The sequence below is a fragment of the Schauerella aestuarii genome (genome assembly GCF_009866805.1).
Taxonomy (GTDB): Bacteria; Pseudomonadota; Gammaproteobacteria; order Burkholderiales; family Burkholderiaceae_B; genus Schauerella; species Schauerella aestuarii.
The window spans coordinates 1-26,246 of the sequence record NZ_SIZW01000035.1; the positions used below are offsets into that span (position 1 = coordinate 1).

Consider the following 26,246-nt stretch of genomic DNA (forward strand, 5'->3'; position numbering starts at 1 on the left):
CGGACTTTTAATCCGTTTGTCGTGGGTTCGACCCCCGCACGACCCACCACCAAATACCTGTAGTATCAAGCACTTAACGCCACCCTCGCCGGTGGCGTTTCTGCTTCTGGCGTCTGCTGTGACCAAAACGTGACCGCATTCGCGTGGGCTGCCAGGTGCCCCGGGTTCAGGTGAGCGTACTTTTTCACCATCTCCAGCGTCTCCCATCCGCCCAGTTCCTTGAGCACGAACAGCGGCGTGCCGGCCTGAACGTGCCAGCTTGCCCATGTGTGCCGAAGTCCGTGGAACGAGAAGTTCGTAATGCCAACCACCTTGCAAGCCGTGGTGAACGTCCTGCTGTCGGTCTGCGTCAACGCCAGACCGCTCTCGCGGGTGAACACCAGCCTATTGTGCTTGCCTCGGCGTGATTGCAAGACTGCCATCGCATCGGCGTTGAGCGGCACTGAGCGTGATCGATTCGACTTTGCCCGATCGCCAGTTACCCAGGCTCGAGCATTCGCCTCGTCGATGTCGGCCCATTCCAGCGTCAGGATCTCGCCTTGACGCATGCCGGTGGCCAGCGCGAACTGGCAAACGTGTCGCATCCAGTCGAGTGTGATTGCATTGAGGAATGCGCGCGCCTGGGCCTGAGTGATCCAGCGCACGCGCACCTTCGGCTCCGTCCGGTTGTTCAGCTTCGGGGGCTTGGCGATCCAATCCCATTCAGCCGCCAGCCGTAGAAGCCTGCGGATGGTCGCCAGATAGCGATTTTGTGTCGCGGGCGCCAACGGTTCAGCACGCCGGTTCTTGAACGTCTGGTGCGTCGGCAGCGCGTCCATGATCGATTCGTTGGTTAAAGAGCTGAGAGGCTGGCCGCCAAAGACGGTGCGCCAATAGGTGATGTTGCGGACCTTCGTGTCGTAATCGCTCTGGCCGGCCGATTCAGTCAGAAACCGGACGGCGGCCTCGTCAAACGTGCGTTCAGGCGCTTCACCCAACTTCGACGTGCGCCACAACTCGGCCTTCACCTTGTCGTGGTATTCCTGTGCTGCCTGCTTGCTTTTGGTGCCAGTAGAGCGTCTAACTCGCTGGCCGCCTGGTGTGCGAATATCAATCCACCAGACGCCGGAATCAGCGTGTTTACGGATGGGCATGGTGCTTCCTTACCGACCCGCAGCGATAGCCGGGTCAGATTGTTGCGTTTTTCACTCAGTGCAGCAAGGGCAGACGGCCAGATCCGCCAGATTCTTGAGCCTGGCAGCCTGAATGCGATCTGCTCGCGCGCCGCGTATACGGTCTGATAGGACACGTTCAGCCGTTCGGCGGCCTCCTTCAGCGTGATTGCTTGCTCGTGCATTTGGCCTCCATGCTTGGCGGGTGGTTTCGATGATTCGGTGTATCTGGTCGGTCATTACTGCGATCGGTAGTTGAGGGGGCCGGATGGCTTAGGCGGCGGCGGGTTGAGGGCTTCGTCCTGCGCCCGGATGAACGCCGCAGCATCGCGCAGGCTGTCTGCTGCAGCGGTGTTGGGCATCATCAGGGCCATGCGCAGAAGCTGGGTTTCGTGTAGCTCAGCCTCCGTCATCGTCGGCTCCGCGTTCTTGGGTGGGCGCGCCGAACCCCCGCGCTGTGTCGATCGCTTGCCGAAGATCGCGCACCAGATTGCCAGGACGCAGGCCCAAGCCAATACCATAAGGGTGCTTGCCATCGTGCAAGTGAATCGCGCCGTGTTGGTTGATGCGGCGCTCGATCCAGTCCAATCGTTTGCTATCTTCGCTCACCACTTCCTCTCGCGCAGCACGGTCGGCGACAACTGCGGCGGTACAGCGGGCATCGCATTGCATAGAGCTGTAGAGTGGCTCACCCGATCCATGCCCGTCATAAATTACGTGACGCGGAAACCTTGGTAACGGCGGCAGCTTAATGTCACTCATCGCCGCTCTCCTTCTTGCTTGCCGCGATGGAGGCGTCGATCAGCGCATCGCTGAATATGTTCCTGACATTCGATCCAAGCATGTCAAATGCCGCGCAATACCACGCATCCCAATCTTCTCCGGGCTCGGGGGCCATGCCAGCAAACGTGGAAATTTCAGAAAGCACGCGGGCACGTAGTTCAGCCGCATCGGCTGCGCTGGTGGGCGGCGTGGGCGCGGCGTTTGAAGCCCGTTCGCTAATGCGACGCAGCGATTCGATATGATCAGCCAAGCCCAATATGGGGCTGATCGGCTGTCCCAGGCTCCACAGAAACATGCAGAAGTTGGCCACGTCGCGGGGGTCGCCTTTCTCGACATGCTCGCGCAGCATCGTTGACAGGTCGCGCGGGTCGCACTCATGCCAGCCGCTGCGGCCTTTCTTGCGCGCCTGCGCCAGCTTTTCTTTGAGCGCTTCGGCAAAGCGGTCTACCGCGTCATCGTCAGGGTGTTGGTTTGTCGCGCTTACCGTGGGCGCGCCCTGCAGGCTGTCCAGGTGTGCGGCCAGGGCGCACGCGAAATCAGCCGCAAGCCTTTCAGTGATATACCGCCCGAAATCGTGACGGTTCATGCGCTTGGCAAAATAATCTGCCACGTAGCCGCGCCCGCCCGCGCTGGTGTCCAGCTTGTGGCCGGTGATCGGCACCGTCGCGCTTACCGTGGGCACTGCCGCATACTGACGCGCCACGATTCGATAAATATCCTCGATCGGCTTTGTATCCTCGCAGCAGTCATCAAACGCTTGTGTGACGATTTGGGCCAATAGGTCGCGCGGGATCTCGGCGGGCATGGCGCTTACCGTAGGCGTATTAATGCGCTTGGCGATCGCCTCCTCGAGCGAAACCAGATCACGCCGAAAATGGATCTCATCGTGCGGATAGTTGAAACGGGCGCAAAGACTGCGGTGGAAATTCCGAAAGCCGCTGTACACGATCATGTGGCGAGCGTGTTCTGCTTTCAGATCAGCGGCGAGGATCTTGGCGGCATCGACGGCGCGGCCCGATCCGTGGCAGTGGCTGCAATCCACCGTTTGTTCGCGAGCATCCGGGCCGCTATCACTGCGGATCGTTTCGGTACCTTCGCCATCGCAGCGCGGGCACTTGCCGTCATCAGGCGCATCGTCATCGGCTGCGCTGGTGGGTGGCGTGGGCGCGGCTTTGAGCATGGCGGCACGGCAATCGTTCCAGCCATCACGGTATCGTGCAGCGCGCATTTGCTCTTGTATAGGCTCGTCGGCGTACAAACGCGGATGCTCCATTGCATCCGGCACCGTCGCGCTTACCGTGGGCGCATCGGCAAGGCGGGCGCGGGCCTGCCAGCCTTCCCACGCGGCCTGTTCTTCGGCGTTGGTGTATTCGTCGTTGTTGATCAGACCCATACGGCCCAATTGCGCGTACTGATCTTTGCTCAATCGATCCGCCTCAAACGCGGCCCGCTCATCCGCAGGCGCAACCGGCGATTGCGGGGCGGCTTTCGCCAGCACAGCGGCTTCGATGGCGCGGCATGCTTGCATAAGGTCAACCCGTGCGTACTCATCGTAGATTTTGTATATCTCGGCATCCGTCAGCACGCCGTGTGTCTTGTTATCCATTGCTCTCTCCTAGGGCAGCGCGGGCACGCGTAATGGCGACGCCGAACGGTAGCCATTGAGGGCCGGTCATTGCGCCCAACTTGCTCACCCGAGCAGATGTGTCGACCAGCCGCTCCAACGCCTCGCGCAGCGTTTCGTTCTGATCCCGCAGCGTCTCCAAGTTCTCGGTCTTGATGCGGTTCGAGGCTTCATGGGCGGCGAGGTCTTGGAGCAGCGGGGCGGTAGCGGCTTCGGCGTATTGGTGAAGGCGCACGACAACCTCAGTCAGCGGCACGACAAAGGCGGTAGGATCGAAGCAGCCAGCTTCGTGAGTCACGAGGTTCGGCAGCGGCGGCAATTTGTAGTCGTTCATTTTCACCACCCTCCCATTGCGTCGTTGTAGGCGCGCTCTGCCGCTTCCTCTGCTTCCCCGCGCATCTCGTCGCGAAGGTCTCGCATCTGCCGCTGATACTCTTTCTGATCGATCAAGCCGTCTGCAAGCTCTTGATCAATTTGGTCTTCGGCTTTCTCGTACCAAGTTTTCATGTCGAATGTCCTTCGATTATGGATCGTGCAATCTCAGCGACTTCGTAACCTGTCGCTAATTCGTTTGCGATGGCCTCAATCTCTTCCAGCGCCTCGCGTCGTGCTTTGCCAATAGCTCGCATCACAGCCTCCGGAACCATCATCGGAGGGACAGATTCGCCCACCACCCCAGCCGCGATGAGATCGGTGTGCACCATGTGCATGCACTCAGCCATCAGGTCGTTGGACTGGTTATCGCGTCGTGCTTGGTCGTAGGCGGCGCGGTAGGCTTCGTAGCGCATCTGGAGGGTGATATTCGAGTAACCGTCACGTACTCGAGCCAGGTCACTTGAGTGACATCCTTCGCCAGTCATCCACGCCTCAAACTGTTCTCGCACTTTGTCTTCGTTCATTTGTCATTCCCTTGAAAGCGCACGAGCGGGGCGAGGGCGGCTTTGGAGATCAGATAAGCCCACAGAGCTCCACCGGCTACTTTTGCGGCAAACTGGCCGACGATTACAAGCGGCATGAAGGCACCGAACGCGATCGCGGGGAACAACATCGAATCGAGAGCGGCGCCGGCCACGTTGCTTTTCATGCTGCGTTTGAACCAACTCCCTTTGACGTTCATGAATACTATCCAGTCCACAAGCGCTGCCACCGCAAAGGACACCGCGCTTGCGATTGCAATGAATTGTGCTGCTGGGTTCAGAATCCAAGACAGCAGGCCAGCGAACGCGATCAGTGCACCCATTTGCCACGGGCGCACTTTGACGTGCAGCCAGTCGCGGAGAACTAGGTCAAGACCTATCAAGAAGAAGGAATTGATCGGCGTGACCATCGGGCCAAACTGAACGACGAGCAAGTTGGCAAGAATCATCGCGCCCGCGTAGCAGGCAATCGCAAGGGAAAGGATCACAGCAGGGCTCCTTGAACTGGGGTTGGGTTATCAGGCACGAGAAAAGACCAGCAGGTCGGCGCGTTGAAAGCTTCAATTCGATGCCGCATTACCTGAGCTCGAGCTTCTTTAGTTGGCGGGGAATAAGTGCCGCGCCATTTCAGGTCGATGCCAATATTTCGGCCAATGTTCGTGCTGTCTGCGCTGGAAAAAGGGAGGCGAGAGAAGATTTCAGGATTCAGCATCCTTAGCCCGTGAAGCTTGCACATAGGCCGGCCTTCGTCATCGCACACCACGCGCATGGCTCGAGCCATTTGCCCCCACCATTCCCTAGTGCCGATGCTTGAGTACTCGCCGGAACTGCCGATGCAAACCCGTGGCCATGCGGTTGCAAGACGCTCAAGTCGAGTGAGACTTTCATGCATATGCCAGACGGGAGCGCCAAACCATTTGGGAAGTGGCCAGTCGGCGAGAAGAGCGTCATTGGCGATTTCGTCACCATCAATGACGTCAGGGATCACCGCAAAGTCACAGCTTGGAATTAGCTTTGCCAAACGCGCCCAATCGTAATAAGGTGCCCAGTCTTTTACTGGCTCACCTTTCTTCCAAGCTGAGAACGCCCCATTGTCAATGGCAAATGACTGGCAGACCTGAGCCGCTATACCCAGTTGCCCAGGGTGAGCGAAGCTTACAAACGCGTGCCCACCTCCAGCGGCCGCGACAGCGGCCGTATCAGGTGTAATAGGCAGGCCGTGATAATGAATCACGAATTCTCCTTTGCCCGCCCAGCAGGCCTATTGCTCAGCAACCACGTCCGGCTCAGCCACCATCAGCCGAGCCATGCTGTTTGCCGACTTGACCGCATCAGAGCGGCGATTGAATGTGTGGTGGGACTTGCACAGCGCATGGCGGCCGCGCAAGAGTTCCCAGCCCCAGGTGCCGTTGGCATAGGGGACGATCGTCAGGCGCATGTTCATCTGATGACCAGCCTCACCGACTTGCGCAGCGAAGCTCCAGGCACATCAAAGCCGTCCTTCAGCGCCTTCTTGATCAGCGTCTTGTCCGGCGCATATGTGGCCGGCACTTCGCGCATGTAGTCGCTGGGGATCAGATCCTCGCCGTCGATCTGCACGGCGTCAGGGTTGGCCTGGATTCCGATAGTGAACTGCGGATGCTCGACCTTCTGCACGCCGGCCGTCTGCATGCCGTGCAGCAGCTGAGACTTGATGCGGTCGATGCGTTTCTTGGCGGCGCCAGCCTTTTCCGCCAGGCGCTTTGCTTCCTGATCGACGGCTTCGGCGTAGGATTCAAGATTGCGGATCACCATGCCGTAGGCTTGCACCTTCGGGATCAGATCGGTTTCCGCTTCGAGGGTGTCGTTGATGGCTTGCTCGTCAAGCCCCATGTCCTGGAGCTTGTCGGCCAATTGCCGGTACTGCGGGGCGATTTCGTACAGGGTCATGGACATGGGGGTGTCTCCAGTATTTCAGCCTGTCGGTTGCGGAATTTGGTAGTAGGGCTGTTCTCGCCAGTTCGAGATCGGCAATACGCCAAGAATCCGGGCGCATTGAGGTTCTCTTTTTGAGAACCCCAAGCAAGATTGGTGGGTTTATTGTTGGACGAGTTCTCGTCTAAGTGCATGCAGACTTGCCCCTGCTTTGGAGGGCCGTTGAATGCCTCACATATCAACCGGTGAGCTTTGAACGTTTTCCCTTTGTGCACATAAAGGAATCGCTTCCCGTCCCACTGACCGGTTGTTGGTTCTCCGCCATATTGACGAAATCCACCCTTCGGCAATGGTGATATCCGCGGCAGAACCATAAGACGACCTTCGCTTGATGCGATAAGGCCGTCTACGGAGGGGATAAGGCGCCAAACTTCTTTGGTATTCATGGCCTTACCCCCTCAATTAAAAGGTATGAGGTCGTCCAGGTCCGCAAGGTTCGAACTGGCGTGATTGGTTGCGGGTGCTGCCTGGCGTGCAGGCTTGGCGGGAGCAGAGTCTTGCTTTGGGCCGCCAGCAAATTCGAGATTGCTGATGCGGCCAGTGAGGCGCACGCCGCTGTTCGTGGCCGACTTCCATTCTTCTTGGTGGAGGTCTTCGATGACGACTGACAGCGAAGTTCCCTTGGTCAGGTGAGGCACAAGCGCTTCGGCACGCTTGCCCCACAAGCTGGCGTCGATCCAGACGGTGGGCTGCTTGCCGTCCTTCTTGACGCCGTAGTTCATCGCCAGCGCCAAGCTGGTTACCGGCTCGCCGTTGCCGGTGTACCGAAGTTCACAATCACGGCCAAGCCGTCCAAGTCCGAAAAGCGTAGGCATCATGCCTCCTGAGGTTGAGAGAGTTGTTCTTTGCGGGTGTCGTAGGCAGCTTTGAGTGCTGCCTGAGAGTTGCGCGGGCAGACTTTCCAGAAACCCGCGAAAGCCGCCTGTAGGGCTGGAATTTCGGTTGCAGCCGTGATCGCCGCTTCTGCTTCGTCGTAATCAAACGACGGCGTAGCCTTGGCTTGTCGTTGACCGACGCCAGATGCCGCATTGCCATCGTCATCGTCCTGATAGACGCCGGTGATGGCCGCCAACGCGTAACGCCGGCCATAAGTGAGTGCGCTGCCGTAGCCTTGCGGGTCTTGCTTAGGCAGCGGCATCACCAGCGTGTCACCGATCCACTCGCCCGATTCATGCATGAGGGTGGTCGTAAGGTGCAGCTTTCCGTCATCTGACGGGCTGGCGGTCTGGATGTAGACAATGCCGGCTGCGTTCAGCGCAGGCTTGACCGCTTCGACCACCGCAGACAAGTCGGCGTACTTAGACTTGAAGTGCGGGTTGTTGCTGTCTTTCTTGGCGAACTCGATCGCCTTCTGTGCCGCCAACAGGGCGGGCGCGATAGCCTTGATGGATTCGCTGTGTTTCATCTTCGATCTCCTGCTGCTCTAACTGCATTTGGTGGTGTTCGGCTTCGGTCATGGCGACCTCGCTATTTGGCGGCGTAGGCAGTGCCGTGCGAATCCTTGGCGAACCGTGCGTTCGAGTACTCGTCGTTCTGCTGCGACCAACCGAGGATCAGGATGCACACGGCAGCCCATGCCAAACACTCGCCGTGCACCTTGAGGAAACGGCCGGCAGCACGTCCAGCAGCTTTGATGCGGTTCATAAGATGCTCCAGAGGAATTTGGCAGGCTCGGCGGCCATGTAGAGGAATACGGCGCAGGGGATGGCGGCGCAGATAAGGTCGCGGGTCATTAGCGCTCCCGGAATTCAACGTGCCAGCGTCCGATCAACTGGCGATTCGTGAGGTGTTCGGCAACGGAAAGGATCGAGCTTTCATCCACCCAGTCCCGCGCCATCTGCGATTCGTCGGCATACGACGACTGGCAGACGATCATCTGATTGCGCACGCATGCGTAGATCACCTGCTCGCGCATATCCTTAAGCACAGCGTCATGCAGCGATTCGGCGCACTTGTTCGCCCAGTCAGGCGAGACGTTCACGGCACGATCAAAATCGATATCCATGCTCGGCCTCCAAGGGAGTGTGAGAGGGCGTCCGGGGATATCGGCGAGGTGAGTGCGGAGGTCAGACATCTTTATCGCCCTTGAACAATTGCGGATAAAGTTGGCGAGCGGGGCCTGCTAACCATGGGCGCCGCAGAACAACGTTGATGCCAAAGAACCAAAAGTCGATCGCGTTAGCCAGTCTGATCTTCAAAAAATAAGGTCGACTCATTCGGAAACCGCGCAAATCAACGCTTATCCAATTCGCCTTTGGTAGCCCGGGGTGATAAACGTGTTCGTCGTGTCTCATCTTGAAGATGCTCATGTTTCACCTCGAACGTAGTCGTCGATAGCAGCGTTCATGTCCTGACCGTCAGCAACGGCTCGTAGGCCAATGCAAACAATCTCGGGCGGGTAGCCATACAGATCATGCTTTTGCTCGATTCGTGCACATGCGTCGACGTTTCCGGTAAGCATGGCTGCGCCGTAGCGCTCAAGATCGCTTTGCATATCTATCCTTGGGATTCGCCCGGTAGACCCGCCGAGCTTCGGTGTGTGTTGAAGAGGGTGGCCGGGAGCTACCCGCATGGCAGTGGCGGGGAGGCCAATGGCACATCATCCCCGTTGGTCCTGGCTCGCCGCCTTACATGAGTCGGTGCCTACTGCTTTCCTGCTCACCCTCAGGCGATGACGACTGGTGCGCATCGGCCGCGTTGTCGCAACCGTCCAATCGCCATCCCTGAAGGTCCCCGGTATCGTTCGGGGAGACGCCGTTGGTCGGTTAGGTCTAGCAGGCGTCACCGCCCATACAAACCTCCACAGTCAATTACGGGAACGTTTGGCCGGCCCCGATTCGCCTACGGTTTGACTACGACAACGTTATGGCGCGTATCGTGCGCTACCCGTCTACAGCGTCGGCCAGGGCGTCACTCGCGGTTCGAACCTTGAGGTATTGCACCCAGCGTCGGAGTGATGGTTAAGCGAAATTAGCTTCGAGATCCTCGATTTCTTGGAGCTGTCGAAGCAAATCTTCCTTGTCCTGAATCCTTTCTTGCTGATACCGAAGCTCGAGCAATGCGACTGCCTTGGCTGCAAGTTCCTTGAACTCTCGGTTCACGATTTCAGCCAAGGCTGCATCGAAGTGGGCGCTCTCCCAATAGTTCTTGGAGCCGCAGCTTTCCTGGTAGCCGATCTGAGTCTTGATTGACACCGAATGAACCCTGCCATGCGATATAGGCGTGAAATGGAATTCAGGCTTACCGACCATCGCGACGTAATTACGTGCGTCAGAAAGCTGATTCCACGCGGCTTTGGATTTGCTCATATCTATCTCCGGTTGAATGTGGCTGCCGTCTGTCACACGGCTCATAAAGGATTGAGCCGAGCAAATTCGCCAAAATATTTGATGGCCGCTTTGTTGTAGGCGTGTGCGGCTTCTTCTTTTGTGTCATGGTTTCCAAGGTAGTACTTGTGACCATTGACATAAATTTGAGCCAAGTACTTTTGATTTACTCGCCTCCAAACAACCCCTTTTGGTAGTCCAGATACCTTCGTGCTGTTCCGGTTGCTGTTCCAAGAGTTTTGCTTCGATGTGCAAATTCGAAGGTTGCTTCGCTGGTTGTTGAGCGAGTTGCCGTCGATGTGGTCAACAACCTGATCTTTTCTGGGCTGCAGAATCATTCGATGCATGAGCCGATCGTTACTCTGGTCTTCCAAGGTTGACAGTGTCCTGGTTGCATAAAAACCAGAACACCTGGTGCGTTTACTTGTCCACTTGAACGTAGCGAGAGTTTCGTAATCGTCGTCATCAACCTGAACTACATGACCTTGATAGGTCAGAATTTCTTTCATGGTCGGCCCTCTTGAATTTGTCAGCACCCTTACCAAGGGCACTGACAGATTCACGCCCAGTTGGTCGCCTGGGCATCCTTGCCGGCATCCCTGCCAGCTACTGACCTCGATTGGTGCAATGCACGTCGCACGAGTCCCGACTGTTGTTTATCCTCGGGCCGTTCCGAGCATTGCGCTTTACCGTCAGCGCCATCGACGTACTGCTGCGGGCTGGACCCTGGCGGCTCGGTGTTGCGTGAACCGTTAGATGCCATTCTGCACAAGAAAAACTAGCAATGCAAGAAAAACTAGCAGATAGAGCCGCGAAAAGTTGTAAGCGCATTCCGAAGTGCTACTTATCGATCGTTGAGAAGCTCTGTGTGCCACATATCGCGCAGACGCAAAAAAGCCCGCGAGAGGGCGGGCTGTGGCTGGTTTGCAATTGATTGCACGGATGGCTTCTCGTGCACTTGCAGATGACGCCATATCTAGCTGGAACCTTGTACTGTTACGTCTGTCCTACGTATAGCGTCATCTAAGTTGTCACTTCACCGGAAAGCGTTGCAAATAAAGCCATGCGTTAGCGGGTTTTTCTTGGTAAAGTGACGGCATGTTGACCAAGCCGTCAACACGAATCCACATCGGATCACTCAGAAAGGAAAACGTCATGACCGCACATCGCGAAGGCTGGGACGGCTGCTAATGCCGCCTGAAGTCACCACAACTTTGAGCGCGACGAATTTAGGCTTCTGGATACAAACAGGAGCCTTTGTTCTGTCTGCGATAGGCGCAATCGCAGTCATCTTCTACAACGGTAGAGTGTCACGGCAGCGAGCCACGGTAGATTTGGTGCTTCATCAGAAGGCTGATAGCGACTTGATAAATGCGCTGTCAATGATCTACGCGATGAAGCGCAACAACGAAAACCTTAGCGTGCATTTGCCGACGCTTCAAAGCGACCAGGGTAAATGCATCAGGTTGGTTTTGAACAGCTATGAGTTCGTCGCGCTCGGAATCCGTGTCGGTGCGTTTGATGAGCAGATGTTTAAAGAGATGCAGTGCTCCAACTACGTAAAAGTCTGGGAAGCGACGCGCGGCCTTATCCAAGACATTCGGCAACAGCAGCAGAAGGAAACATTCTTTCAAGAATTTGAATGGCTGGCTAAACGCTGGATTAAGAAACCACTGAAGAAACGGCATTCTTGAACCAGAAACTGTAGAAAAAGTCACCTCCGGGTGGCTTTTTCTATGGGTCAGCGGTTAGCCCTGATGATTGATCGCGTTATCTCATGCTCTCGATCCAAATGCTCAACTCGGAAGGCTAGTGTGTGATCGAGCTCACGAATCATGGCGCGTGTTATCTCATCGCGGCGCCGCTGTTCAAGTGCAAATCGCTCCTGCTGAACAATCGAGTACCAGATTGCGGCTCCAAGTAGTCCACATAGGCCCGCTTTATCCCAAGAGGGGAAGGCTGACCACGCAATACCCGTAAAAATAAGCCACGCCACACCCATGGCAATGGTTCCTGGTAAAGCCTTTTGGCGCTTATGGATATCGTCCAGTACTCGCGGATCGGTGAAGTTGAATCCGGTGCTGTAATGCGGTTCGTCATCCAACTTAACGCCCCTGACAAAGATTTCGCTGGGACAGCACCAAGTTGGCCTCTTTACCTTCTTCAATCCATACCCGATCGACCAGCATTCCACCTTGTGTTGAGGTCGAGTAGGCCGAGACCGGCACGCTCCACATGACGGCCGTCGTCACCACATAGCTACCAGCTGGCAAACCGGCGAAGCTGAATCGGCCATCGGCATCCGCGACGGTACGGCGGACGAACTCGTTATATCGCAGGTCCGCAGGCGTTAACGGTAGGCCACCATTACAACTAACCATGATCCATTGGTCGCTAATAGACGTATTGGGGACTAGCGTCACTTCGTTGCCGGCAGCCGATCGAACCTGGCCCCCGCGTGTCGTCAAAAATGCTTGGCCCTTGATGGTGCTTGTGCCAGGCGTCCGATACTTAGTGAACTCCGCTTCTACGAAAGGACGCCGTTCCACTGGCTTTGGTGGTGTGATACAGCCAGCCAAAGACGCTACCATCACACCTGCAATCAAGAACCTCATCAGCCCCTCTCCATCCCTGTGTTTCGTCCAGGCTTTTACATGTCTCGATGCAGGTGGACGATCCTGCCGAGTAGAAATGTGCTGTCAGAACATTCAATAGGTGGGTAGGACTTTTGATCCGGATTGTCTGAGAACAGCCACCACCTCCTGAACTCGTGCTTAACCCGTTTCACGGTGAACTCGCCCTCATGATTGAAGGCGAACACTGTGTCCTTTTCACGTTTGGTGTCGCCGGTATTTACCACCACAACATCATGATCAAGGATGCCGGGGCTCATGCTGTCACCACTGGTGCGCGTTGCATAAAGTTTGGCAGGATCTAGCTTTTTAGCGTCTGCCCAACTCTGCGGCATGAACAGAGGCACGCCGTCGCCATCATCTTTGAAGTCCACGGCGAACCCAGCGATGCCAGCGGAAATGCGGAATTCGACTTTTCGAATGGCAACCAGTCCTGGCGTTGTCTCCAGATCAACCGTCTTGGCAGTCTTCAGCTCGCTGGACGTACCCAACAGCAAATGATCTGAGGTCGTTTGCAGTGCATTTGCCACAGCCTCAAGCCGCAAACGCTTTGGCGCCGTCTTCCCGTTCTCCCACTGCTGCACTGTTTGCCACGACACACCCACGAGCGCGGCTAGTTGCTCCATTGAAAGTTGGAGCGATTCGCGAAGCTGCTTGATGCGGGTGTGGATCGTATTCATGCGCGCGAGGTTAAAGACAAGAATCTCTTGTGTCATTGCAGGAATATCTTGCATGCTAGTTTTTCTTGCATTAAAGTGGGGGTATGGAAAAGAACCCCGACATCTCGCGTGCGATTGATCTGCTTGGCGGTGCTGTAGCTGCCGCAAGAATCCTCGGCGCCAAGAACTATCAGACCGTCCAGCAGTGGATGAAGGTCGGCAACGTGCCGGCCAAGTATTGCTTGGCAATTCAAGCAAAGACCGGGGTTCCGGTTTCGGCCCTCAGGCCGGACGACCACCACCTCATTTGGGGCGTGTCGCCAAAGTGCGCGGAGAGCGTCAGTGCATAGCCCCACGCATCTCCGCACGCTCAACGTCAACGGTGTCCATCTCGAAGGACAGCCGGCGAAATATCTCAAGCACGGCGCTTTCGCTCGGATCGCTAAAGGTCCGCTTCGCTATGTCTGCGGCGCTCTTCAAAAGTTTCTCGGTCTGGCTCACTTCTTTGTCCTCGGTTTCGTTGTTGGATGCATCTTAGGTGCAGCGCAGCAACGTCGAAAGACTGAAATTTCCAAAGGTTCAAGGTAATTCGATGACCTGCCGCTACAGCAATACCAACTGGCTCGACGTTCTCTACATGTCGGTTCGCCGCACTAAAGGTGGCGTTGCTGATGCCGCTCGTTTCTTGACTGAGCGCCGTGGCAAGTCGATCCACCCCGAATCTTTGCGCGCCAAGCTCAAAGGCGATGACGATGCAATTAGCGTCGAAATGGCTGAACTTCTGTCCGAGTGGATGGAAGAGAAAGAGGGCGGCGCGGAGTACGCCAATGACTGGATTCAAGCTCTTGCCGGCTCGCGCAACATGGCTATCGACAACGTTCCGGCCGCGCCTGCGAATGGCTGGCCGTGCGAGATCACGGCGTTGCAGTCGAAGGTCATGAACGTAGCTGCTCTGGCTGGGAAGGTGGCCGGCACGACAGCAGCATCGTTGGAAGACGGCGATTTGTCCGCTGCCGAAGTTGATGCGCTTGTCGAGGACCTTCGCGACTTGCGCACTATGGCACATCGAGCCGAGCGCAATGCTGTGCGCACGCAGAAGGCGAAGAAATGAATCAGATCTTCGTCCTGAGCCATCCCCAAGCTCGTCAGAACGCCGCTCAAGCTGTCTTGCAAGCTGAGCCCGGTTATCGGGTCGAGATCAAACCTCGCACGCGATCAAGCGACCAGAACGCCCGGTTGCACGCCATTTTTGGCGAGATCGCAAAGCAAGCCAAATGGATGGGCCGCACTTTGACGCCCACTCAATGGAAGACGTTGATGATCTCCGGGCACGCCGCAGCGACTGGGCATGGCGCCGACATGGTGCCTGGTCTGGAAGGGGAATTCGTCTCTATCCGTGAGTCATCCGCGCAGATGTCCGTTGCTCGTATGACCAGCCTCATTGAATACGTGCAGGCCTGGTGTGTTGATAACAACGTCGAGGTGTCGCAATGATCTCGTGCCCCAAGAACACCCGCCTGCGCTCTGAAAAGCATCGTCGCAATGTTGCATCGCTGGCCTGCGTGAAGTGCGGTCTGCAGGGCTTTACGCAAGCCGCGCATGCCAATTTCGGCAAAGGTCTGGGCCTGAAGGCTTGCGACAGCCAATTGATGGCGCTTTGCGTTAACTGCCATCGACATCACGACAGTGGAGGCATGAACCGCGATCTTCGCCGCCGTCAGGAAGTCCAGTTCATCGACCTGACTCGAGCCGAGCTTATTGCCCGCAGCTTGTGGACACCTGAAATCGAGCAAGCCTACCGCGTTGCTTACGAACCTCTCAAGCGGGCAGCGGCATGAGAGCGCTTATCAAAGATCGTTTGATGGATGGCTACTGCCGCGGCGTTGTGCCGGCGTGGCTCGTCCGTTTCGTTTTCTCAGTCCTGCGACTGAGGGGGTATTGATATGGCCGGCGACTGGATCAAGTTCGAAGTGAACACGCCTGAAAAGCAGGAAGTTTTAGCGATCACCTTCGCGATGGGATGGGAGGACCCAGATCTGACCGTTGGCAAATTGCTCCGTGTCTGGCGTTGGTTCGACCAGCAGACTGTTGACGGTAACGCTCCGAGCGTTAGCGCAGCGTTACTCGATCGTATCGCTGGCGTTAGCGGCTTCGCTCAAGCGATGGCAAATGTAGGTTGGTTGGTCGTCTCAGAGGCTGGTGTTTCCCTTCCGAACTTTGATCGCCACAACGGAAAGACCGCAAAAGACCGAGCTTTGACGGCAAAACGGGTCGCTTCTCACAAAGCTAACGCTAAGGGTAACGGCAAAGGTAACGGTAGCAGCGTTACCTCAGCGTTACCTAAAGAAGAGAAGAGAAGAGAAGAAGATAAAGAAAAGACATTGTCGGGCAAGCCCGACCTATCGGGCCAAAAAAGTGAAGAGCCCGAAGACGTGAAGGCTTCGAATGCCGATGCTCGGGAAGTCATCTCGTACCTGAACAATCGCACAGGCTGTCAGTACCGGGCAGTGGAAGCAAATCTTCGGCTGGTTCGCGCACGCTTGTCTGAGGGCTATTCCCTTGACGACGTGAAAGCCGTCATTGACGCGAAGGCTGCCCAGTGGGGCGATGACGCCGAAATGTCGAAATACCTCCGGCCGGAAACGCTTTTCGGCGCAAGCAAGTTCTCAGGCTATGTCGGCCAGGTTGAGCGTCGCGCTCCTGGTGCCGGCTGGTGGTTGAACGCAGGATTCGCAACGCCTTTTGAGGCACAGAACGCAGGGTGTAGCGAGAAGACCTCGTACCTATGGAAAGACGGCCACCGCATGGGAGTGACGGCATGAATGCGCAGGAATTAAGCCAACGTTTGGCAGACGACGCGGCACGGATTGCCGAATACCTCTTGCCCGGTGGCAAGAAGGCGTCCGGTGAGTGGAAGGCCGGCAGCGTGGCCGGCGACGAAGGCGGATCGCTGTCGGTCCGCTTGACTGGCTCGAAGCGCGGCGTCTGGAAGGACTTCAACACTGGTGAGTCCGGAGATCTGTTGGACTTGTGGGCATCGGTCCGCATTCTGTCGATCGGCCAAGCGATGGCAGAAGCCAAATCGTTCTTGGGCATCCGCGACAGCATGCCGCGCAAGGAAGTGCCGACTTTCAAGCGTCCGTCGAAGCCAGCGGCCAGTAAGCCTAAGCAACCAGTGCGTGATTGGCTCATGAGCCGTGGGCTGACGGAAGAGACGATTGCTGCCTTCCAGATCGCTGAGCAGGAGCGTCAGGGCAAATCCTACGCCGTGTTCCCGTACCTGCGTGAAGGCGAATTCATCAACGCCAAATATCGGAACGTCGCGGATAAAAAGGACATGCGCCAAGAAGGCGGTGCCGAGCCATGCTTGTTCGGCTGGCAGTTGATCGATCCGAAGGCTCGAGTAATTGCGATCTGCGAAGGCGAGATCGATGCCATGAGCCTGCACCAGATGAACGTCCCGGCTTTGTCGGTGAACGCTGGCGCCGGTAATCATCAGTGGCTTGATAACGATTGGGAGCGGCTGCAGCGCTTCTCTGAGATCTATCTCTGCTACGACAACGACGAAGCAGGTCAGAAGGGCGCCCGTGAAGTAGCAAACCGGCTCGGCCTGGAACGCTGCAAGGTGGTTCTGTTCGACAAAGCAAAAGACGCGAACGAGTACCTGCAGAGTGGGGTCGAGGCCGCTGACTTTGATCACTGCCTGCGTGCTGCCCAGCCATTCGACCCCGAAGAGTTGCGCCCGCTGTCTGACTTCTGGAGCCAGGTAAAGGCGTCATTTTGGCCGGCCGGCGACAAGGTTATGGATCCGTGTTTGACGTTCAACGGCGTCGATCAACCGTGGTTTCAGTTCCGTCAGGGCGAGCTCACTGTCTGGACTGGCTACAACGGCCACGGCAAGTCGCTTCTGTTGAATCAAGCGCTCATCGGCGTGATGCGTCAAGGGGAAAAGATTTGTGTGTTCTCCGGAGAAATGACCGCGGTGAATCAGGGCAAGCGCATGACCAAGCAATTGACCGGTCAGGATCGCCCGACTCAAGGCTATTTCGATCACTGCGGCAAATGGCTGCAGGACAAGTCGTGGCTGTTCAACCTGACCGGTACGGCCACCATTGACCGCTTGCTCGAAGTGTTTCGCTACGGCTTCAAGCGCTATGGCATCCGCCACTTCGTTATCGACAGCTTGATGATGACCGATGTACCGGAAGACGGTGCAGGCGCCATGTCCGCCCAAAAAGAGGCGATGCGCAAGCTGGCCGGATTCTGCCGCGAGTTCGGCGTGCACCTGCACCTTGTCGCACATCCCCGCAAAGGAGAGAACGAGAAGAAGAACCCCGGAAAGATGGATGTGGCGGGCAGTTCCAAGCTGACTGATGCCGCAGACAACGTGTTTTCGGTGTGGTCTGCGCAGAAGGAAGACGGCGAAGACCCGGATACCCCAGACGCGAAGCTCGAGCTCCACAAACAACGCAATGGCGAAACGCAGGCCCGCAGCCTGTACCTCTTTTTCAATCGCGCGTCCATGCAGTTCACCACCAACCCCCAACGCAGACCATTTCCCTACGTCGAATACTCGAGCGAGGCACAGACAGCATGAGCCCACCCAACTACACCTATCCGGCGATCCTGCAAGCGCTCGAAGCCAATGGCGACATGACGATGGTAGATCTTGTCGCCGATCTGCAGGCAAGTCGCAGCACGATTCAGCACAACCTTCGCCGCCTTCAAGACGAAGGGAAGATCCACGTCTGCGGCTGGGTGGCTCCCCGCAAGCAAGGTTTGTGGGCGCCGGTCTACACGCTGGGTGCTGGCGTCAGCCCGAAGATGCCGCGTCAGGCTAAGGCAGAGGTCCGACGCCGCCAGTTGGCATGGCACAAGAAGAAAACTCTGACTAATCGCCTTGCCGCTAACCAAGGCAATGTCTTCGCAACCCTAATTGCGCAGGTGGCCTGATGGATACCTCGGACTGGATCCTTGTCGGCTTGGTCGCTGCCCTTTGGGTTGGCTTTGCTTGGCTGACGCTGCGTCTTTGCCGTGCTGGAGCCATGTACGACGAACTGATGGAGTGGGAAGAATGATCGTTATCGAGCTTCCTTATCCGCCGAGCGTGAACGGCTACTGGCGCAGTCCCAACAAGGGGCCACTTGCCGGCCGAACCCTGATCAGCGAGCGGGGCCGGGCATACCGATCAATCGTCATGGCAGCGCAGAAGCCCGGAATAGCCCCGCCAGGACGATTGCAGGTGCATGTTGATGCCTACCCACCAGACAGGCGCAAACGAGACTTGGACAACGTTTTTAAAGGTCTGCTTGATGGACTCGTTCATGCCGGCGTGATTGAAGACGACAGCTTGATCGACAAGCTTTCTATCCACCGCTTCGCACCAGTAGCCAAAGGCCTTGTTCGGGTCTTCATATCGGAGGCGCGATGAGCACCTACAAACTCCCGCCACAGCTTGCCGAGTTGGCGAAGAAAGCCAAGGCCATTCAGCCTGCACTCATCACTCCAAAGGGCGCTAGCCAGGATCCTCGATCGTGGGGCGGCAAAGAAGGGTGGCAGCGATGACTTGGCAGAGGCGGTGGGAACGCCTTGACCCATGTCTGGTAGCGATGGCCAGAGAGCAGCAAAGATTGAAACAGCAGCGTACCGAGTTAACCGAAGACCCCTTTGGGGCAATCAGAGAGAAGGGGATTGTCGTGATGACACAGGAAGATAGCGAACAGATCGAAGGGCTGCTGATGGACTGGTACCGCTGGGCGAATGCCTACCGCCCGCATCTAGGCGCGCCTCGGGTCTCAGCATATGGCCGTGGCATGAGTGACACCGACTCATTCACCGATGGCGAGGAAGCGGATACGCGCATCTTCAACGCCCAGTGCAAGGCGGTGGACGTGTGTCTGGATGAACTGACCTGGCAGGCACGTGCAGCGGTAGGCATTCATACCGCGAACAAGGCATGCGGCAATGCCATCTACAAGAACCCTCGTCTTAGTCCGCAGCAACAGCATCAGGAATACCAACGGGCAAAGCTGGATTTGCTACCGATGCTCGTTAAACGTGGCCTTATGCGCGTTAGTGAACGAAATATGTTGCATGAACGCGGATTCCGGTTTAAAGTTGACGCGTTGGTGCCCAAGTAGCCACCAAAAACAGCCCGCCCGGTCTCAGACTTGGCGGGCTTTTGCATTTGGAGAACTAAGATGGGATTGGAAGCACAGTGCGATCGATGCCAGGGCTATTTCCGCAACTTCTCCCAGATCGTGCGTAAGGCAGATAAGGCTTTCTGCGTGCAGTGCGATCAGGCTATTAAGGCTGGTGCAAGCGAGTCGATGTACTCGCACGAGCTGCCGCAGAACTGCGTGTTCGACGGTGAAGTCCGCGGATATACGAATGGCCAGGAAGGCGCGGTAGCATGAACGAACAGGACTACGGCTACTGATGGGCAAGCTAATCAGCATCGTTCCGCCACCCCTCAGCGAGGACGGTCACCTGCCTTGTATGGGCACTCAGATATTGACCGCCGATGGCAAGAAGATCGAGGGTGTTACGCGCGTCGAGCTGATTGCTGAAGTCGGCGAGGTATGGCGCGCTGTGGTGCATCTCATGGTGCAACCGCACCGCTTAGATGGCGTCAAGGCTGAGTACGACGTAACGACGCTTGAGGACGAAAGTCGGCAGTTCACTTCCGTCCAGCAAGCGGCTATCGATCCCAAGCCGTCACAACTTGATCGCATCGAAGCCAAGCTGGATGCATTGCTTTCCGCACTCGCAGATGAGCAAGACGAGCTTGAGGATGCAGGCCACTCGCTAGATGGTCAGCGCATCCCAGGCGACCGAGACACGAACAACCCGTTATGACCGAAGCGTGGCGCAAGAACAGGGACGACCGGACACTAACCGGGAGACCTTGGCGCAGGCTTCGAGAGCAGATCATGAACCGCGATGGTTGGATATGTCAGACATGCAAGCGTAAGGGTAGGGTCGCCGAAGCAACCCAGTGCGATCACATCGTGCCGGTGTCCAAGCAAGGCGACGACAGCCCATCGAACCTTGAAGCTATCTGTGACGCATGTCACGAGGCCAAGACGCAGCGAGAGGCCGGCAACACCGGAAAGCTGAGGGCACGTATCAGCGTCGAAGGATGGCCCGAAAGTGTGTAACAGATGCACCAAATCGGGGCATTCTGACGTTTGTAACAGGGGGGGGTAGAACGTTGTTTTTCTGGGACAAACTCGGACACCGGCCGCTCACCTATTTTTTCGTATCCGCAATTCACAAGACGAGGTAACCAATGGCTCGACCGAGGCTGCCGGCCAGCAAGGCAGCGGTCTCCGGCGCCGCTGTTCACGACCCAAAGCGCTTCAAGGATCGTAAGGCTCCAAAGGGGGCTAGGTCGCTTGGCGAACCATATCTGAAAATGACGGACGAGCAGAAAGTGGCGTGGGAAGAATACCGCGCCGAACTGCCTTGGCTGAACAGCTCGCACCGACCGCTCTTGCGCCTGGCGTGCATTTGGACGGCGCGAATGGATGACGCCGATTTCGGAGTTTCGGCAACGCAGGCGCTAAGTTCGATTCTCTCGAAGCTTGGCGCTACACCAGTTGATGAAACCAAAGTGAACCATGGCGACGGCGAAGAAGAAGATCCGGCAGACCAGTTCTTTGGACGACCGCACTAAGGAATACGCTGAAGCTGTAGTGGCTGGGGTGATAGTGGCTGGTCCCCATGTTCGAAATGCATGTAGACGCCACTTGAAGGACCTGAAGGACGGCAGTAAGCGAGGATTGATCTTCGACCAGGCTGCAGCCGAGTACGCATTCAACTTCTTCGAAACGGTACTGAAGCTGTCAGAAGGGCAGTTTGAAGGCCGAGCCTTTGAACTTCACCCAAGTCAGGCGTTCATCATTGGTTCGCTGTTTGGCTGGAAACGTGCGGATGGTACTCGACGTTTTCGACGCGCTTATATCGAGCAGGGAAAAGGAAACGGCAAGTCGCCTTTGGCTGGTGGAATTGGCCTGATGGGCATGAGCGCAGACGGCGAAGCAGGCGCCCAGGTCTATGCAGCGGCAGCGAAGCGTGAACAAGCCGGCATTCTGTTCGCTGATGCGGTGAAGATGGTTAAGCAGTCGCCCGCGCTCAACAAGCGAATGGAGTTTTCCGGTGGTCCAGGGCGTGAGTTCAACATCGCTCATCATGCTAGCGGAAGCTTCTTCCGACCAGTGAGCCGGGACACCGGTAAAACCGGCTCAGGCCCGCGTCCGTACTTCGTGCTGGCCGACGAGGTGCACGAGTTGCCTGATCGCAAGATCATTGAAATGCTCGAGCGAGGGTTTAAGTTTCGGCGCCAACCTTTGCTATTCATGATCACGAATAGTGGGTCGGACCGAAACTCGGTTGCTTGGGAAGAGCATGAACACGCGGTAAAGGTAGCTGCAGGTCACACCGAGGCAGTCAACGACCCGGTGTTCGTTGGCGAGCCGTTGGACGACACGACTTTCAGCTATGTGTGTTCGTTAGATGATGGCGATGATCCTCTGACTGACCCGACATGCTGGATCAAGGCGAACCCGCTGCTTGGCGTGACAATTACTGAGCAGTATCTGTCGGAGGTGGTGGCTCAAGCCAAATCGATACCGGGCCAATTAAACGGGATTCTTCGGCTTCACTTCTGCATTTGGACTGATGCTGAAACCGCGTGGATGACTCGCTCAACGCTTGAACCCGCACTAGTAGAGTTTGACCCCAAGGACTATGAGGGAGAACAGGTCTGGATTGGTCTCGATCTCTCTCAAAACCGAGATATCACGGCGCTCGGGGCAGTCGTAAGGACTGGCACGGACGCCAACAACAAGCCGCTTTTTGACGCCTGGATCGAAGCTTGGACGCCTGGTGACACGATTCAGGCGCGAGAACTACGAGACAAAATCCCGTACACCGTTTGGAAGCAGCAAGGATTTATCCAGGCTCCGGCGGGCGAAAGTATTAACTACAGGCATGTCGCACAGACGCTTGCGGAATACGCAGAGCGGTACGACATTCAAATGGTTGCTTACGATCGCTTCGCCTTCAAGCGGTTTGAGGAAGATGTTGATGAGATCGGCCTTGCGCTCGAGTTTGTCGAACATCCCCAGGGTGGTTTGAAGAAGGGCAAGGCCACTGAGGCAATGCAAAAGGCTGCAAAAGCCAAGGGAGAGCAGGCAGAAGGTCTGTGGATGCCGGGCTCTCTGCGCTTGCTGGAAGATGCCTTGCTCGAAGGTCGCGTAAGGCTACTGAAAAACCCGGTCCTTGTGTCCGCGATGATGAGTGCAGTGACGGAAACCGATAAGTGGGATAACAGTTGGCTCGCTAAAACGCGGTCGATCAACAAGATTGATGCTGCTGTGGCGCTATGCATGGCATTCGGTGCCGCACATGCGGGTGATGCTGTTGTTCAACCAAAGTACCAGTTGTTTTTCTCTTGAGTTCGTTCTAACCATTTTGGCCCGCCATGCGCGGGCCTTTTGCATTTCAGAGGCCAGCAATGGATCGCGCATACAGCGTATTAGAAACAAAGTCTGTGGATGAAGAAGATGGCTTTGTCGTGATCCGCGGCATTGCTTCTACACCTTCCACTGATCGCATGGGTGACATCGTTGAGCCTCTGGGCGCAAAGTTCAAAACCCCTATGCCTTTGCTCTGGCAGCATCAGCATGATCAGCCTGTAGGACAGGTGACATTTGCGCAGGCGACTGAGAAAGGCATTCCGTTTGAGGCCAGATTGCCGATAGTGAGCGAGGCTGGGCGTTTGAAGGACCGAGTTGATGAGGCAATTCATTCGCTCAAGTACAAGCTCATTGCCGCCGTCTCTATCGGCTTCAGCGCGATCGAAGGTCAAGTTGAACGCCTGAAGTCAGGTGGGCTTCGCTTTAAAGAATGGGATTGGCTTGAGCTCTCGCTCGTCACTATTCCCGCGAATTCACAGGCGGTAATCACCGCCGTCAAGAGTATCGACCACGAACACCTGGCCTCTGCTGGCCGCGCTGGTGATCGGGGCTCAAAGCCGGCCGCTAGCGCGGTGGCAATCACCAGCACCGCCAAGCGCGGACCAATCAAAATTTCGAAAAGGTAAGACCATGACCCAGAAGACCATTGGCGAACAAATCGCCGACCTGGAATCCACCCGCAATGCCAAAGCCGGCCGAATGACGGAACTGACCAACAAGACGTTGGCTGAAAACCGGACCAAGGATGCTGGCGAAAGCGAAGAATTCTCGACGCTGAAAGACGAGATCAAGTCGATCGATCAAGAACTGGAAGATCTGCACTCGCTGGAAGCCATCAATTCCACCAAGGCAGTTCCGGTTCCCGCCGTGACCCCGGGTCAAACGAAGGACGCCACTGCAGCAGCTTCGGCCAGCCGTGGCGGCAGCAACATCGTTGTCGTTGAGCGCAAGTTGGCGCCTGGCGTGGCTTTCGCACGCTTTGCCGGTGTGATGGCGCACACCAAGGGCAACATGCGCGACGCCCTCGACTTCGCTAACAATCGCTTCCCCGAAGAAAAAGGTATGCACGACATCATCAAGATGTTCTCGCAATACAACTTCGAAGACGTGACCAAGGCCGCAGTTGCTGTCGGCACGACCAGCGGAACCACCTGGGCGGCTCCGCTGGTTCAGTACAACCAAATGGCCAGCGAATTCATCGATTTCCTGCGTCCGCAGACGATCGTCGGTCGCATCCCGAACCTGCGTCAGGTGCCGTTCAACATCAGCATGCCGCGCCAAACCTCTGGCGGCGCAGCGTACTGGGTCGGTGAAGGTCAAGCCAAGCCGTTGACCAGCTTGGCTTTCGACCAAGTCACCTTGCGTTGGACGAAGCTTGCGACGATTGCTGTGATTTCCGACGAACTGGCTCGCTTTTCTCAGCCTTCGGCAGAAACCATTTTGCGCGATCAGTTGGCTGCAGCCGTGATCCAGCAAATGGACGCCGATTTTGTAAACCCGGCAAACGCCGGCACTGCCAACGTCAAGCCCGCGTCGATCACCAACGGCGTCACGGCGGTGCCGTCGAGTGGTAGCGGCGAAGCATCGGTGAATGCGGACATCCAAGCGGTATTCGCGCCCTTCATCGCGGCCAACCTTGCGCCGACCAACGCCGTCTGGATCATGTCGGCCACCAACGCGCTTGGTTTGTCTCTGATGAAGAATGCGTTGGGGCAACGCTCCTTCCCGGACGTGAATATGGCCGGCGGCACTTTCTGGGGCATGCCCGTGATTGTGTCCGAGGCTGTGGGCAACATCGTCATTCTTGCCAACGCTCAGGACATTCTGTTGGCTGACGATGGACAAGTGTCGATCGACGCGAGCCGCGAAGCATCGCTGCAAATGGACAGCGCTCCTGACAGCCCCCCGACTGCCACCACGGTGATGGTCAGCCTCTGGCAAAACAACCTCTTGGCAATTCGTGCCGAGCGGTATGTCAACTGGCTGAAGGCTCGCCCGGCCGCCGTGCAGTATCTGTCCGGTGTGTCGTGGAACGGTGCCGTAACTGAAGGCTAAGTAAACAGGGGCGCTCCTAGTGGGCGCCCTTTCTTAATCAAGGACGAATCATGAGCTCAATCAAAATGGTGGCATTGCGAAAGCATCCGTTCGGCACTGGTGAGCGCGAGGCTGGCGAGGAATACACCGCGAACGCGGACGAGGCCTCCATTCTGACTGCACTTAAGTGGGCTAAGCCGGTCAAGTCTGAGAAAGCAGAGGCGACGGTGGCCAAGAAAGATTTGGACGCTGAAGCAAGCGAGAAGAAACGAGCATATCAGCGGCGAGATCTCAAGGCTAAGGACTGAAATGCGCTTGTTCGGCTTGGAGATCAAGCGAGCCCACCTCGCACCTGCTGGAGACAGTCGCGGCTGGTTTCCTACTGTGCGTGAGCCGTACATGGGCGCATGGCAGCGCAACGACGAATGGACTGTGGAAACAGTCTTCTCGCATCCGATCGTCTACGCCTGCATCACCCAGATCTCCAGCGACATCGGAAAACTTCGCGCCAAGTTGGTTGAACTGGATAACGATGGAATCTGGAACGAGACGACTAGCGCTGCATTCAGCCCGGTCTTAAAGCGACCAAATCGCTACCAGAACCATATTCAGTTCAAACAATGGTGGTTCATGTCGAAGCTTAGCCGTGGCAATACGTATGCCATCAAACAGCGCGACAACCGTGGCGTGGTCACGGCGCTCTACATTCTTGACCCAACGAAAGTTCAGCCGTTGGTGAGTCCTGACGGGTCGATCTTCTATCAGCTATCGGTCGATAACTTGAATGGAATCACTGAAGAGGCAGCCGTTGCGGTTCCCGCACGAGAGATCATTCATGATCGCATGTGCCCAGTATTCCATCCTCTGATGGGTGTATCGCCGCTGTTTGCAGGTGGTATTCCGGCCCATCTTGGCTTGAAGATCATCAATGACTCGATGAACTTCTTTGCGAATGGCGCTAATCCAGGTGGTGTACTGACGGCGCCGGGTTCAATTAGCGATGAGACCGCCAAGCGTCTTCAGGAGAAGTGGACAGCTAACTTCACCGGTGAGAACGCTGGAAAGGTCGCTGTAATGGGCGACGGGTTGAAGTATGAGCCTATGCGCATGACGGCGGTTGACGCTCAGACGACTGAACAGTCTCGCCGGCTTGATGAATATATCTGTTCGACCTTTCATATGCCCGCGTATTTGGTCGGCGTCGGATCGGCCCCGGCCGGCAAGAAACCTGGTGAGTTAAAGCAAGACTATTACGACGAATGCCTTCACTCTCTGATCGAAGAATTCGAGCTTTGCATGGACGAAGGATTGTCCATGCCAGAGCGCTATGCGACCGAACTGGATCTGGATGTACTTCTCCGAATGGATGAGGCTACCCAAGTCACTACTCTTGCAGCGGCAGTGGGCGGTTCGATCATGGCGCCAAACGAAGCTAGGAAGCGTTTGAACATGAAAAAGATCGTTGGCGGCGATACGGTCTATCTACAACAGCAGAACTACAGCTTGGCGGCCTTGGACGAGCGCGACAAGACTAATCCGCTAGCTGCGCAGCCGCCAGCGCCGGTGGTCGAACCGAACGAATATGACGACGAAGAATTGGCCGCCGAAGAGACGCGACAATTCTTGGCACTGTTCCAGAAAGGGCTTACCCATGCGGCTTGAT

The 26,246-nt window shown here is 56.6% G+C and carries 45 protein-coding genes; 21 read left to right on the forward strand and 24 right to left on the reverse strand.

Going from position 1 to position 26,246, the window contains the following annotated elements; translation table 11 throughout:
- Window positions 1-65: 65 nt before the first annotated feature.
- The 5 genes from EYW45_RS00150 to EYW45_RS24235 are packed head-to-tail and all read right to left on the reverse strand — an operon-like array spanning window position 66 to window position 2,886.
- The gene (locus EYW45_RS00150; protein ID WP_407924886.1) at window positions 66-1,094 is read right to left on the reverse strand and encodes a tyrosine-type recombinase/integrase; all 1,029 of its coding nucleotides are present in this window, start codon (window positions 1,092-1,094) and stop codon (window positions 66-68) included.
- Window positions 1,004-1,336 (reverse strand): helix-turn-helix domain-containing protein, encoded by a 333-nt coding sequence (locus EYW45_RS24960; protein ID WP_407924885.1) that lies wholly within the window; start codon window positions 1,334-1,336, stop codon window positions 1,004-1,006. The genes EYW45_RS00150 and EYW45_RS24960 overlap by 91 nt, the downstream gene beginning before the upstream one ends.
- Window positions 1,337-1,390: 54 nt before the next feature.
- On the reverse strand, window positions 1,391-1,564 hold the full coding sequence (locus EYW45_RS00155) for a hypothetical protein (protein ID WP_161133355.1): 174 nt from the start codon (window positions 1,562-1,564) through the stop codon (window positions 1,391-1,393).
- Complete coding sequence (locus EYW45_RS00160) at window positions 1,551-1,913, reverse strand: hypothetical protein (RefSeq protein WP_161133356.1); 363 nt, start codon at window positions 1,911-1,913, stop codon at window positions 1,551-1,553. Before EYW45_RS00160 ends, EYW45_RS00155 begins: the two co-directional genes overlap by 14 nt.
- The gene (locus tag EYW45_RS24235) at window positions 1,906-2,886 is read right to left on the reverse strand and encodes a hypothetical protein (RefSeq protein WP_202444511.1); all 981 of its coding nucleotides are present in this window, start codon (window positions 2,884-2,886) and stop codon (window positions 1,906-1,908) included. Before EYW45_RS24235 ends, EYW45_RS00160 begins: the two co-directional genes overlap by 8 nt.
- Here EYW45_RS24235 and EYW45_RS00170 point away from each other — a divergent pair.
- On the forward strand, window positions 2,854-3,573 hold the full coding sequence (locus EYW45_RS00170; protein WP_161133357.1) for a hypothetical protein: 720 nt from the start codon (window positions 2,854-2,856) through the stop codon (window positions 3,571-3,573). The two genes, EYW45_RS24235 and EYW45_RS00170, sit on opposite strands and share 33 nt — an antisense overlap.
- Here EYW45_RS00170 and EYW45_RS00175 read toward each other — a convergent pair.
- The 16 genes from EYW45_RS00175 to EYW45_RS00250 all read right to left on the reverse strand — a co-directional run bounded on the left by EYW45_RS00175 (window position 3,533) and on the right by EYW45_RS00250 (window position 10,284).
- On the reverse strand, window positions 3,533-3,892 hold the full coding sequence (locus EYW45_RS00175; RefSeq protein WP_161133358.1) for a hypothetical protein: 360 nt from the start codon (window positions 3,890-3,892) through the stop codon (window positions 3,533-3,535). The two genes, EYW45_RS00170 and EYW45_RS00175, sit on opposite strands and share 41 nt — an antisense overlap.
- Window positions 3,893-3,894: 2 nt before the next feature.
- Window positions 3,895-4,065 carry a hypothetical protein gene (locus EYW45_RS00180; protein WP_161133359.1) on the reverse strand — a complete coding sequence of 57 codons (171 nt, stop codon included), beginning with the start codon at window positions 4,063-4,065 and terminating at the stop codon, window positions 3,895-3,897.
- On the reverse strand, window positions 4,062-4,457 hold the full coding sequence (locus EYW45_RS00185) for a hypothetical protein (RefSeq protein WP_161133360.1): 396 nt from the start codon (window positions 4,455-4,457) through the stop codon (window positions 4,062-4,064). The genes EYW45_RS00180 and EYW45_RS00185 overlap by 4 nt, the downstream gene beginning before the upstream one ends.
- The gene (locus EYW45_RS00190; protein ID WP_328703573.1) at window positions 4,454-4,963 is read right to left on the reverse strand and encodes a VUT family protein; all 510 of its coding nucleotides are present in this window, start codon (window positions 4,961-4,963) and stop codon (window positions 4,454-4,456) included. Before EYW45_RS00190 ends, EYW45_RS00185 begins: the two co-directional genes overlap by 4 nt.
- Entirely contained in the window at window positions 4,960-5,709 is a 750-nt protein-coding gene (locus EYW45_RS00195; RefSeq protein WP_161133361.1) for a hypothetical protein, read from the reverse strand. Before EYW45_RS00195 ends, EYW45_RS00190 begins: the two co-directional genes overlap by 4 nt.
- Before the next feature lie 27 nt (window positions 5,710-5,736).
- The gene (locus EYW45_RS00200; protein ID WP_161133362.1) at window positions 5,737-5,919 is read right to left on the reverse strand and encodes a hypothetical protein; all 183 of its coding nucleotides are present in this window, start codon (window positions 5,917-5,919) and stop codon (window positions 5,737-5,739) included.
- The gene (locus EYW45_RS00205) at window positions 5,916-6,410 is read right to left on the reverse strand and encodes a siphovirus Gp157 family protein (protein ID WP_161133363.1); all 495 of its coding nucleotides are present in this window, start codon (window positions 6,408-6,410) and stop codon (window positions 5,916-5,918) included. The genes EYW45_RS00200 and EYW45_RS00205 overlap by 4 nt, the downstream gene beginning before the upstream one ends.
- Window positions 6,401-6,835, reverse strand: a complete 435-nt coding sequence (locus EYW45_RS24965) for an HNH endonuclease signature motif containing protein (RefSeq protein ID WP_161133364.1) — start codon at window positions 6,833-6,835, stop codon at window positions 6,401-6,403. The genes EYW45_RS00205 and EYW45_RS24965 overlap by 10 nt, the downstream gene beginning before the upstream one ends.
- A gap of 12 nt (window positions 6,836-6,847) precedes the next feature.
- Window positions 6,848-7,267, reverse strand: a complete 420-nt coding sequence (locus tag EYW45_RS00215) for a single-stranded DNA-binding protein (protein WP_235938728.1) — start codon at window positions 7,265-7,267, stop codon at window positions 6,848-6,850.
- A complete protein-coding gene (locus EYW45_RS00220; RefSeq protein WP_161133366.1) occupies window positions 7,264-7,854 on the reverse strand; it encodes an ERF family protein in 591 nt (196 codons plus the stop codon). The genes EYW45_RS00215 and EYW45_RS00220 overlap by 4 nt, the downstream gene beginning before the upstream one ends.
- Before the next feature lie 62 nt (window positions 7,855-7,916).
- Window positions 7,917-8,093 carry a hypothetical protein gene (locus EYW45_RS00225; RefSeq protein ID WP_161133367.1) on the reverse strand — a complete coding sequence of 59 codons (177 nt, stop codon included), beginning with the start codon at window positions 8,091-8,093 and terminating at the stop codon, window positions 7,917-7,919.
- A gap of 88 nt (window positions 8,094-8,181) precedes the next feature.
- Window positions 8,182-8,454 carry a hypothetical protein gene (locus tag EYW45_RS00230; protein WP_161133368.1) on the reverse strand — a complete coding sequence of 91 codons (273 nt, stop codon included), beginning with the start codon at window positions 8,452-8,454 and terminating at the stop codon, window positions 8,182-8,184.
- Between the two features lie 61 nt (window positions 8,455-8,515).
- On the reverse strand, window positions 8,516-8,758 hold the full coding sequence (locus EYW45_RS00235; protein WP_161133369.1) for a hypothetical protein: 243 nt from the start codon (window positions 8,756-8,758) through the stop codon (window positions 8,516-8,518).
- Window positions 8,755-8,943, reverse strand: a complete 189-nt coding sequence (locus EYW45_RS00240) for a hypothetical protein (protein WP_161133370.1) — start codon at window positions 8,941-8,943, stop codon at window positions 8,755-8,757. The genes EYW45_RS00235 and EYW45_RS00240 overlap by 4 nt, the downstream gene beginning before the upstream one ends.
- 466 nt (window positions 8,944-9,409) lie before the next feature.
- Complete coding sequence (locus EYW45_RS00245; RefSeq protein WP_161133371.1) at window positions 9,410-9,757, reverse strand: hypothetical protein; 348 nt, start codon at window positions 9,755-9,757, stop codon at window positions 9,410-9,412.
- 41 nt (window positions 9,758-9,798) lie between these two features.
- Complete coding sequence (locus EYW45_RS00250) at window positions 9,799-10,284, reverse strand: HNH endonuclease (protein ID WP_161133372.1); 486 nt, start codon at window positions 10,282-10,284, stop codon at window positions 9,799-9,801.
- Window positions 10,285-10,965: 681 nt separating this feature from the next.
- Here EYW45_RS00250 and EYW45_RS00255 point away from each other — a divergent pair.
- The gene (locus EYW45_RS00255) at window positions 10,966-11,469 is read left to right on the forward strand and encodes a DUF4760 domain-containing protein (protein WP_161133373.1); all 504 of its coding nucleotides are present in this window, start codon (window positions 10,966-10,968) and stop codon (window positions 11,467-11,469) included.
- A gap of 47 nt (window positions 11,470-11,516) precedes the next feature.
- Here the strand turns inward: EYW45_RS00255 and EYW45_RS00260 are convergent, their stop codons facing one another.
- The 3 genes from EYW45_RS00260 to EYW45_RS00270 are packed head-to-tail and all read right to left on the reverse strand — an operon-like array spanning window position 11,517 to window position 13,142.
- Entirely contained in the window at window positions 11,517-11,879 is a 363-nt protein-coding gene (locus EYW45_RS00260) for a hypothetical protein (protein WP_161133374.1), read from the reverse strand.
- Window position 11,880: 1 nt separating this feature from the next.
- Window positions 11,881-12,390, reverse strand: a complete 510-nt coding sequence (locus tag EYW45_RS00265; protein ID WP_161133375.1) for a carboxypeptidase-like regulatory domain-containing protein — start codon at window positions 12,388-12,390, stop codon at window positions 11,881-11,883.
- 35 nt (window positions 12,391-12,425) lie between these two features.
- Window positions 12,426-13,142 carry a helix-turn-helix domain-containing protein gene (locus tag EYW45_RS00270; protein ID WP_161133376.1) on the reverse strand — a complete coding sequence of 239 codons (717 nt, stop codon included), beginning with the start codon at window positions 13,140-13,142 and terminating at the stop codon, window positions 12,426-12,428.
- 29 nt (window positions 13,143-13,171) lie between these two features.
- Between EYW45_RS00270 and EYW45_RS00275 the strand changes: the two genes are divergently transcribed.
- The 19 genes from EYW45_RS00275 (at window position 13,172) to EYW45_RS00355 (ending at window position 26,245) form a co-directional block, all read left to right on the forward strand.
- Window positions 13,172-13,417: a transcriptional regulator gene (locus EYW45_RS00275; protein WP_161133377.1), complete on the forward strand. Its 246-nt coding sequence runs from the start codon at window positions 13,172-13,174 to the stop codon at window positions 13,415-13,417.
- 188 nt (window positions 13,418-13,605) lie between these two features.
- The gene (locus tag EYW45_RS00280) at window positions 13,606-14,178 is read left to right on the forward strand and encodes a hypothetical protein (protein ID WP_202444512.1); all 573 of its coding nucleotides are present in this window, start codon (window positions 13,606-13,608) and stop codon (window positions 14,176-14,178) included.
- Entirely contained in the window at window positions 14,175-14,561 is a 387-nt protein-coding gene (locus EYW45_RS00285; protein WP_161133378.1) for a recombination protein NinB, read from the forward strand. Before EYW45_RS00280 ends, EYW45_RS00285 begins: the two co-directional genes overlap by 4 nt.
- Window positions 14,558-14,905, forward strand: coding sequence for a hypothetical protein (locus EYW45_RS00290; protein ID WP_161133379.1), 348 nt, complete (start codon window positions 14,558-14,560; stop codon window positions 14,903-14,905). Before EYW45_RS00285 ends, EYW45_RS00290 begins: the two co-directional genes overlap by 4 nt.
- A gap of 105 nt (window positions 14,906-15,010) precedes the next feature.
- Window positions 15,011-15,889 (forward strand): conserved phage C-terminal domain-containing protein, encoded by an 879-nt coding sequence (locus tag EYW45_RS00295; RefSeq protein ID WP_161133380.1) that lies wholly within the window; start codon window positions 15,011-15,013, stop codon window positions 15,887-15,889.
- Window positions 15,886-17,664: a toprim domain-containing protein gene (locus tag EYW45_RS00300; RefSeq protein WP_161133381.1), complete on the forward strand. Its 1,779-nt coding sequence runs from the start codon at window positions 15,886-15,888 to the stop codon at window positions 17,662-17,664. The genes EYW45_RS00295 and EYW45_RS00300 overlap by 4 nt, the downstream gene beginning before the upstream one ends.
- The gene (locus EYW45_RS00305; protein WP_161133382.1) at window positions 17,661-18,020 is read left to right on the forward strand and encodes a winged helix-turn-helix domain-containing protein; all 360 of its coding nucleotides are present in this window, start codon (window positions 17,661-17,663) and stop codon (window positions 18,018-18,020) included. Before EYW45_RS00300 ends, EYW45_RS00305 begins: the two co-directional genes overlap by 4 nt.
- Window positions 18,020-18,145 carry a hypothetical protein gene (locus tag EYW45_RS24700; RefSeq protein ID WP_268894249.1) on the forward strand — a complete coding sequence of 42 codons (126 nt, stop codon included), beginning with the start codon at window positions 18,020-18,022 and terminating at the stop codon, window positions 18,143-18,145. The genes EYW45_RS00305 and EYW45_RS24700 overlap by 1 nt, the downstream gene beginning before the upstream one ends.
- The gene (locus EYW45_RS00310; RefSeq protein ID WP_202444513.1) at window positions 18,142-18,498 is read left to right on the forward strand and encodes a RusA family crossover junction endodeoxyribonuclease; all 357 of its coding nucleotides are present in this window, start codon (window positions 18,142-18,144) and stop codon (window positions 18,496-18,498) included. The genes EYW45_RS24700 and EYW45_RS00310 overlap by 4 nt, the downstream gene beginning before the upstream one ends.
- A gap of 178 nt (window positions 18,499-18,676) precedes the next feature.
- Window positions 18,677-19,207 carry a hypothetical protein gene (locus EYW45_RS00315; protein ID WP_161133383.1) on the forward strand — a complete coding sequence of 177 codons (531 nt, stop codon included), beginning with the start codon at window positions 18,677-18,679 and terminating at the stop codon, window positions 19,205-19,207.
- A 60-nt stretch (window positions 19,208-19,267) separates the two neighbouring features.
- Window positions 19,268-19,483 carry a hypothetical protein gene (locus EYW45_RS00320; RefSeq protein ID WP_161133384.1) on the forward strand — a complete coding sequence of 72 codons (216 nt, stop codon included), beginning with the start codon at window positions 19,268-19,270 and terminating at the stop codon, window positions 19,481-19,483.
- Window positions 19,484-19,505: 22 nt separating this feature from the next.
- Window positions 19,506-19,925, forward strand: a complete 420-nt coding sequence (locus EYW45_RS00325; RefSeq protein ID WP_161133385.1) for a hypothetical protein — start codon at window positions 19,506-19,508, stop codon at window positions 19,923-19,925.
- Between the two features lie 74 nt (window positions 19,926-19,999).
- On the forward strand, window positions 20,000-20,227 hold the full coding sequence (locus EYW45_RS24970; RefSeq protein ID WP_407924887.1) for an HNH endonuclease: 228 nt from the start codon (window positions 20,000-20,002) through the stop codon (window positions 20,225-20,227).
- Between the two features lie 257 nt (window positions 20,228-20,484).
- Window positions 20,485-20,745 carry a hypothetical protein gene (locus EYW45_RS00335; RefSeq protein ID WP_235938730.1) on the forward strand — a complete coding sequence of 87 codons (261 nt, stop codon included), beginning with the start codon at window positions 20,485-20,487 and terminating at the stop codon, window positions 20,743-20,745.
- Between the two features lie 73 nt (window positions 20,746-20,818).
- Entirely contained in the window at window positions 20,819-22,528 is a 1,710-nt protein-coding gene (locus EYW45_RS00340; protein WP_202444514.1) for a terminase large subunit, read from the forward strand.
- Between the two features lie 59 nt (window positions 22,529-22,587).
- Window positions 22,588-23,175 (forward strand): HK97 family phage prohead protease, encoded by a 588-nt coding sequence (locus tag EYW45_RS24240; RefSeq protein ID WP_202444515.1) that lies wholly within the window; start codon window positions 22,588-22,590, stop codon window positions 23,173-23,175.
- 4 nt (window positions 23,176-23,179) lie between these two features.
- Window positions 23,180-24,604: a phage major capsid protein gene (locus EYW45_RS00345; protein ID WP_202444516.1), complete on the forward strand. Its 1,425-nt coding sequence runs from the start codon at window positions 23,180-23,182 to the stop codon at window positions 24,602-24,604.
- A gap of 50 nt (window positions 24,605-24,654) precedes the next feature.
- Entirely contained in the window at window positions 24,655-24,891 is a 237-nt protein-coding gene (locus EYW45_RS00350) for a hypothetical protein (protein WP_161133389.1), read from the forward strand.
- A gap of 1 nt (window position 24,892) precedes the next feature.
- The gene (locus EYW45_RS00355; RefSeq protein ID WP_161133390.1) at window positions 24,893-26,245 is read left to right on the forward strand and encodes a phage portal protein; all 1,353 of its coding nucleotides are present in this window, start codon (window positions 24,893-24,895) and stop codon (window positions 26,243-26,245) included.
- Window position 26,246 lies beyond the last annotated feature (1 nt).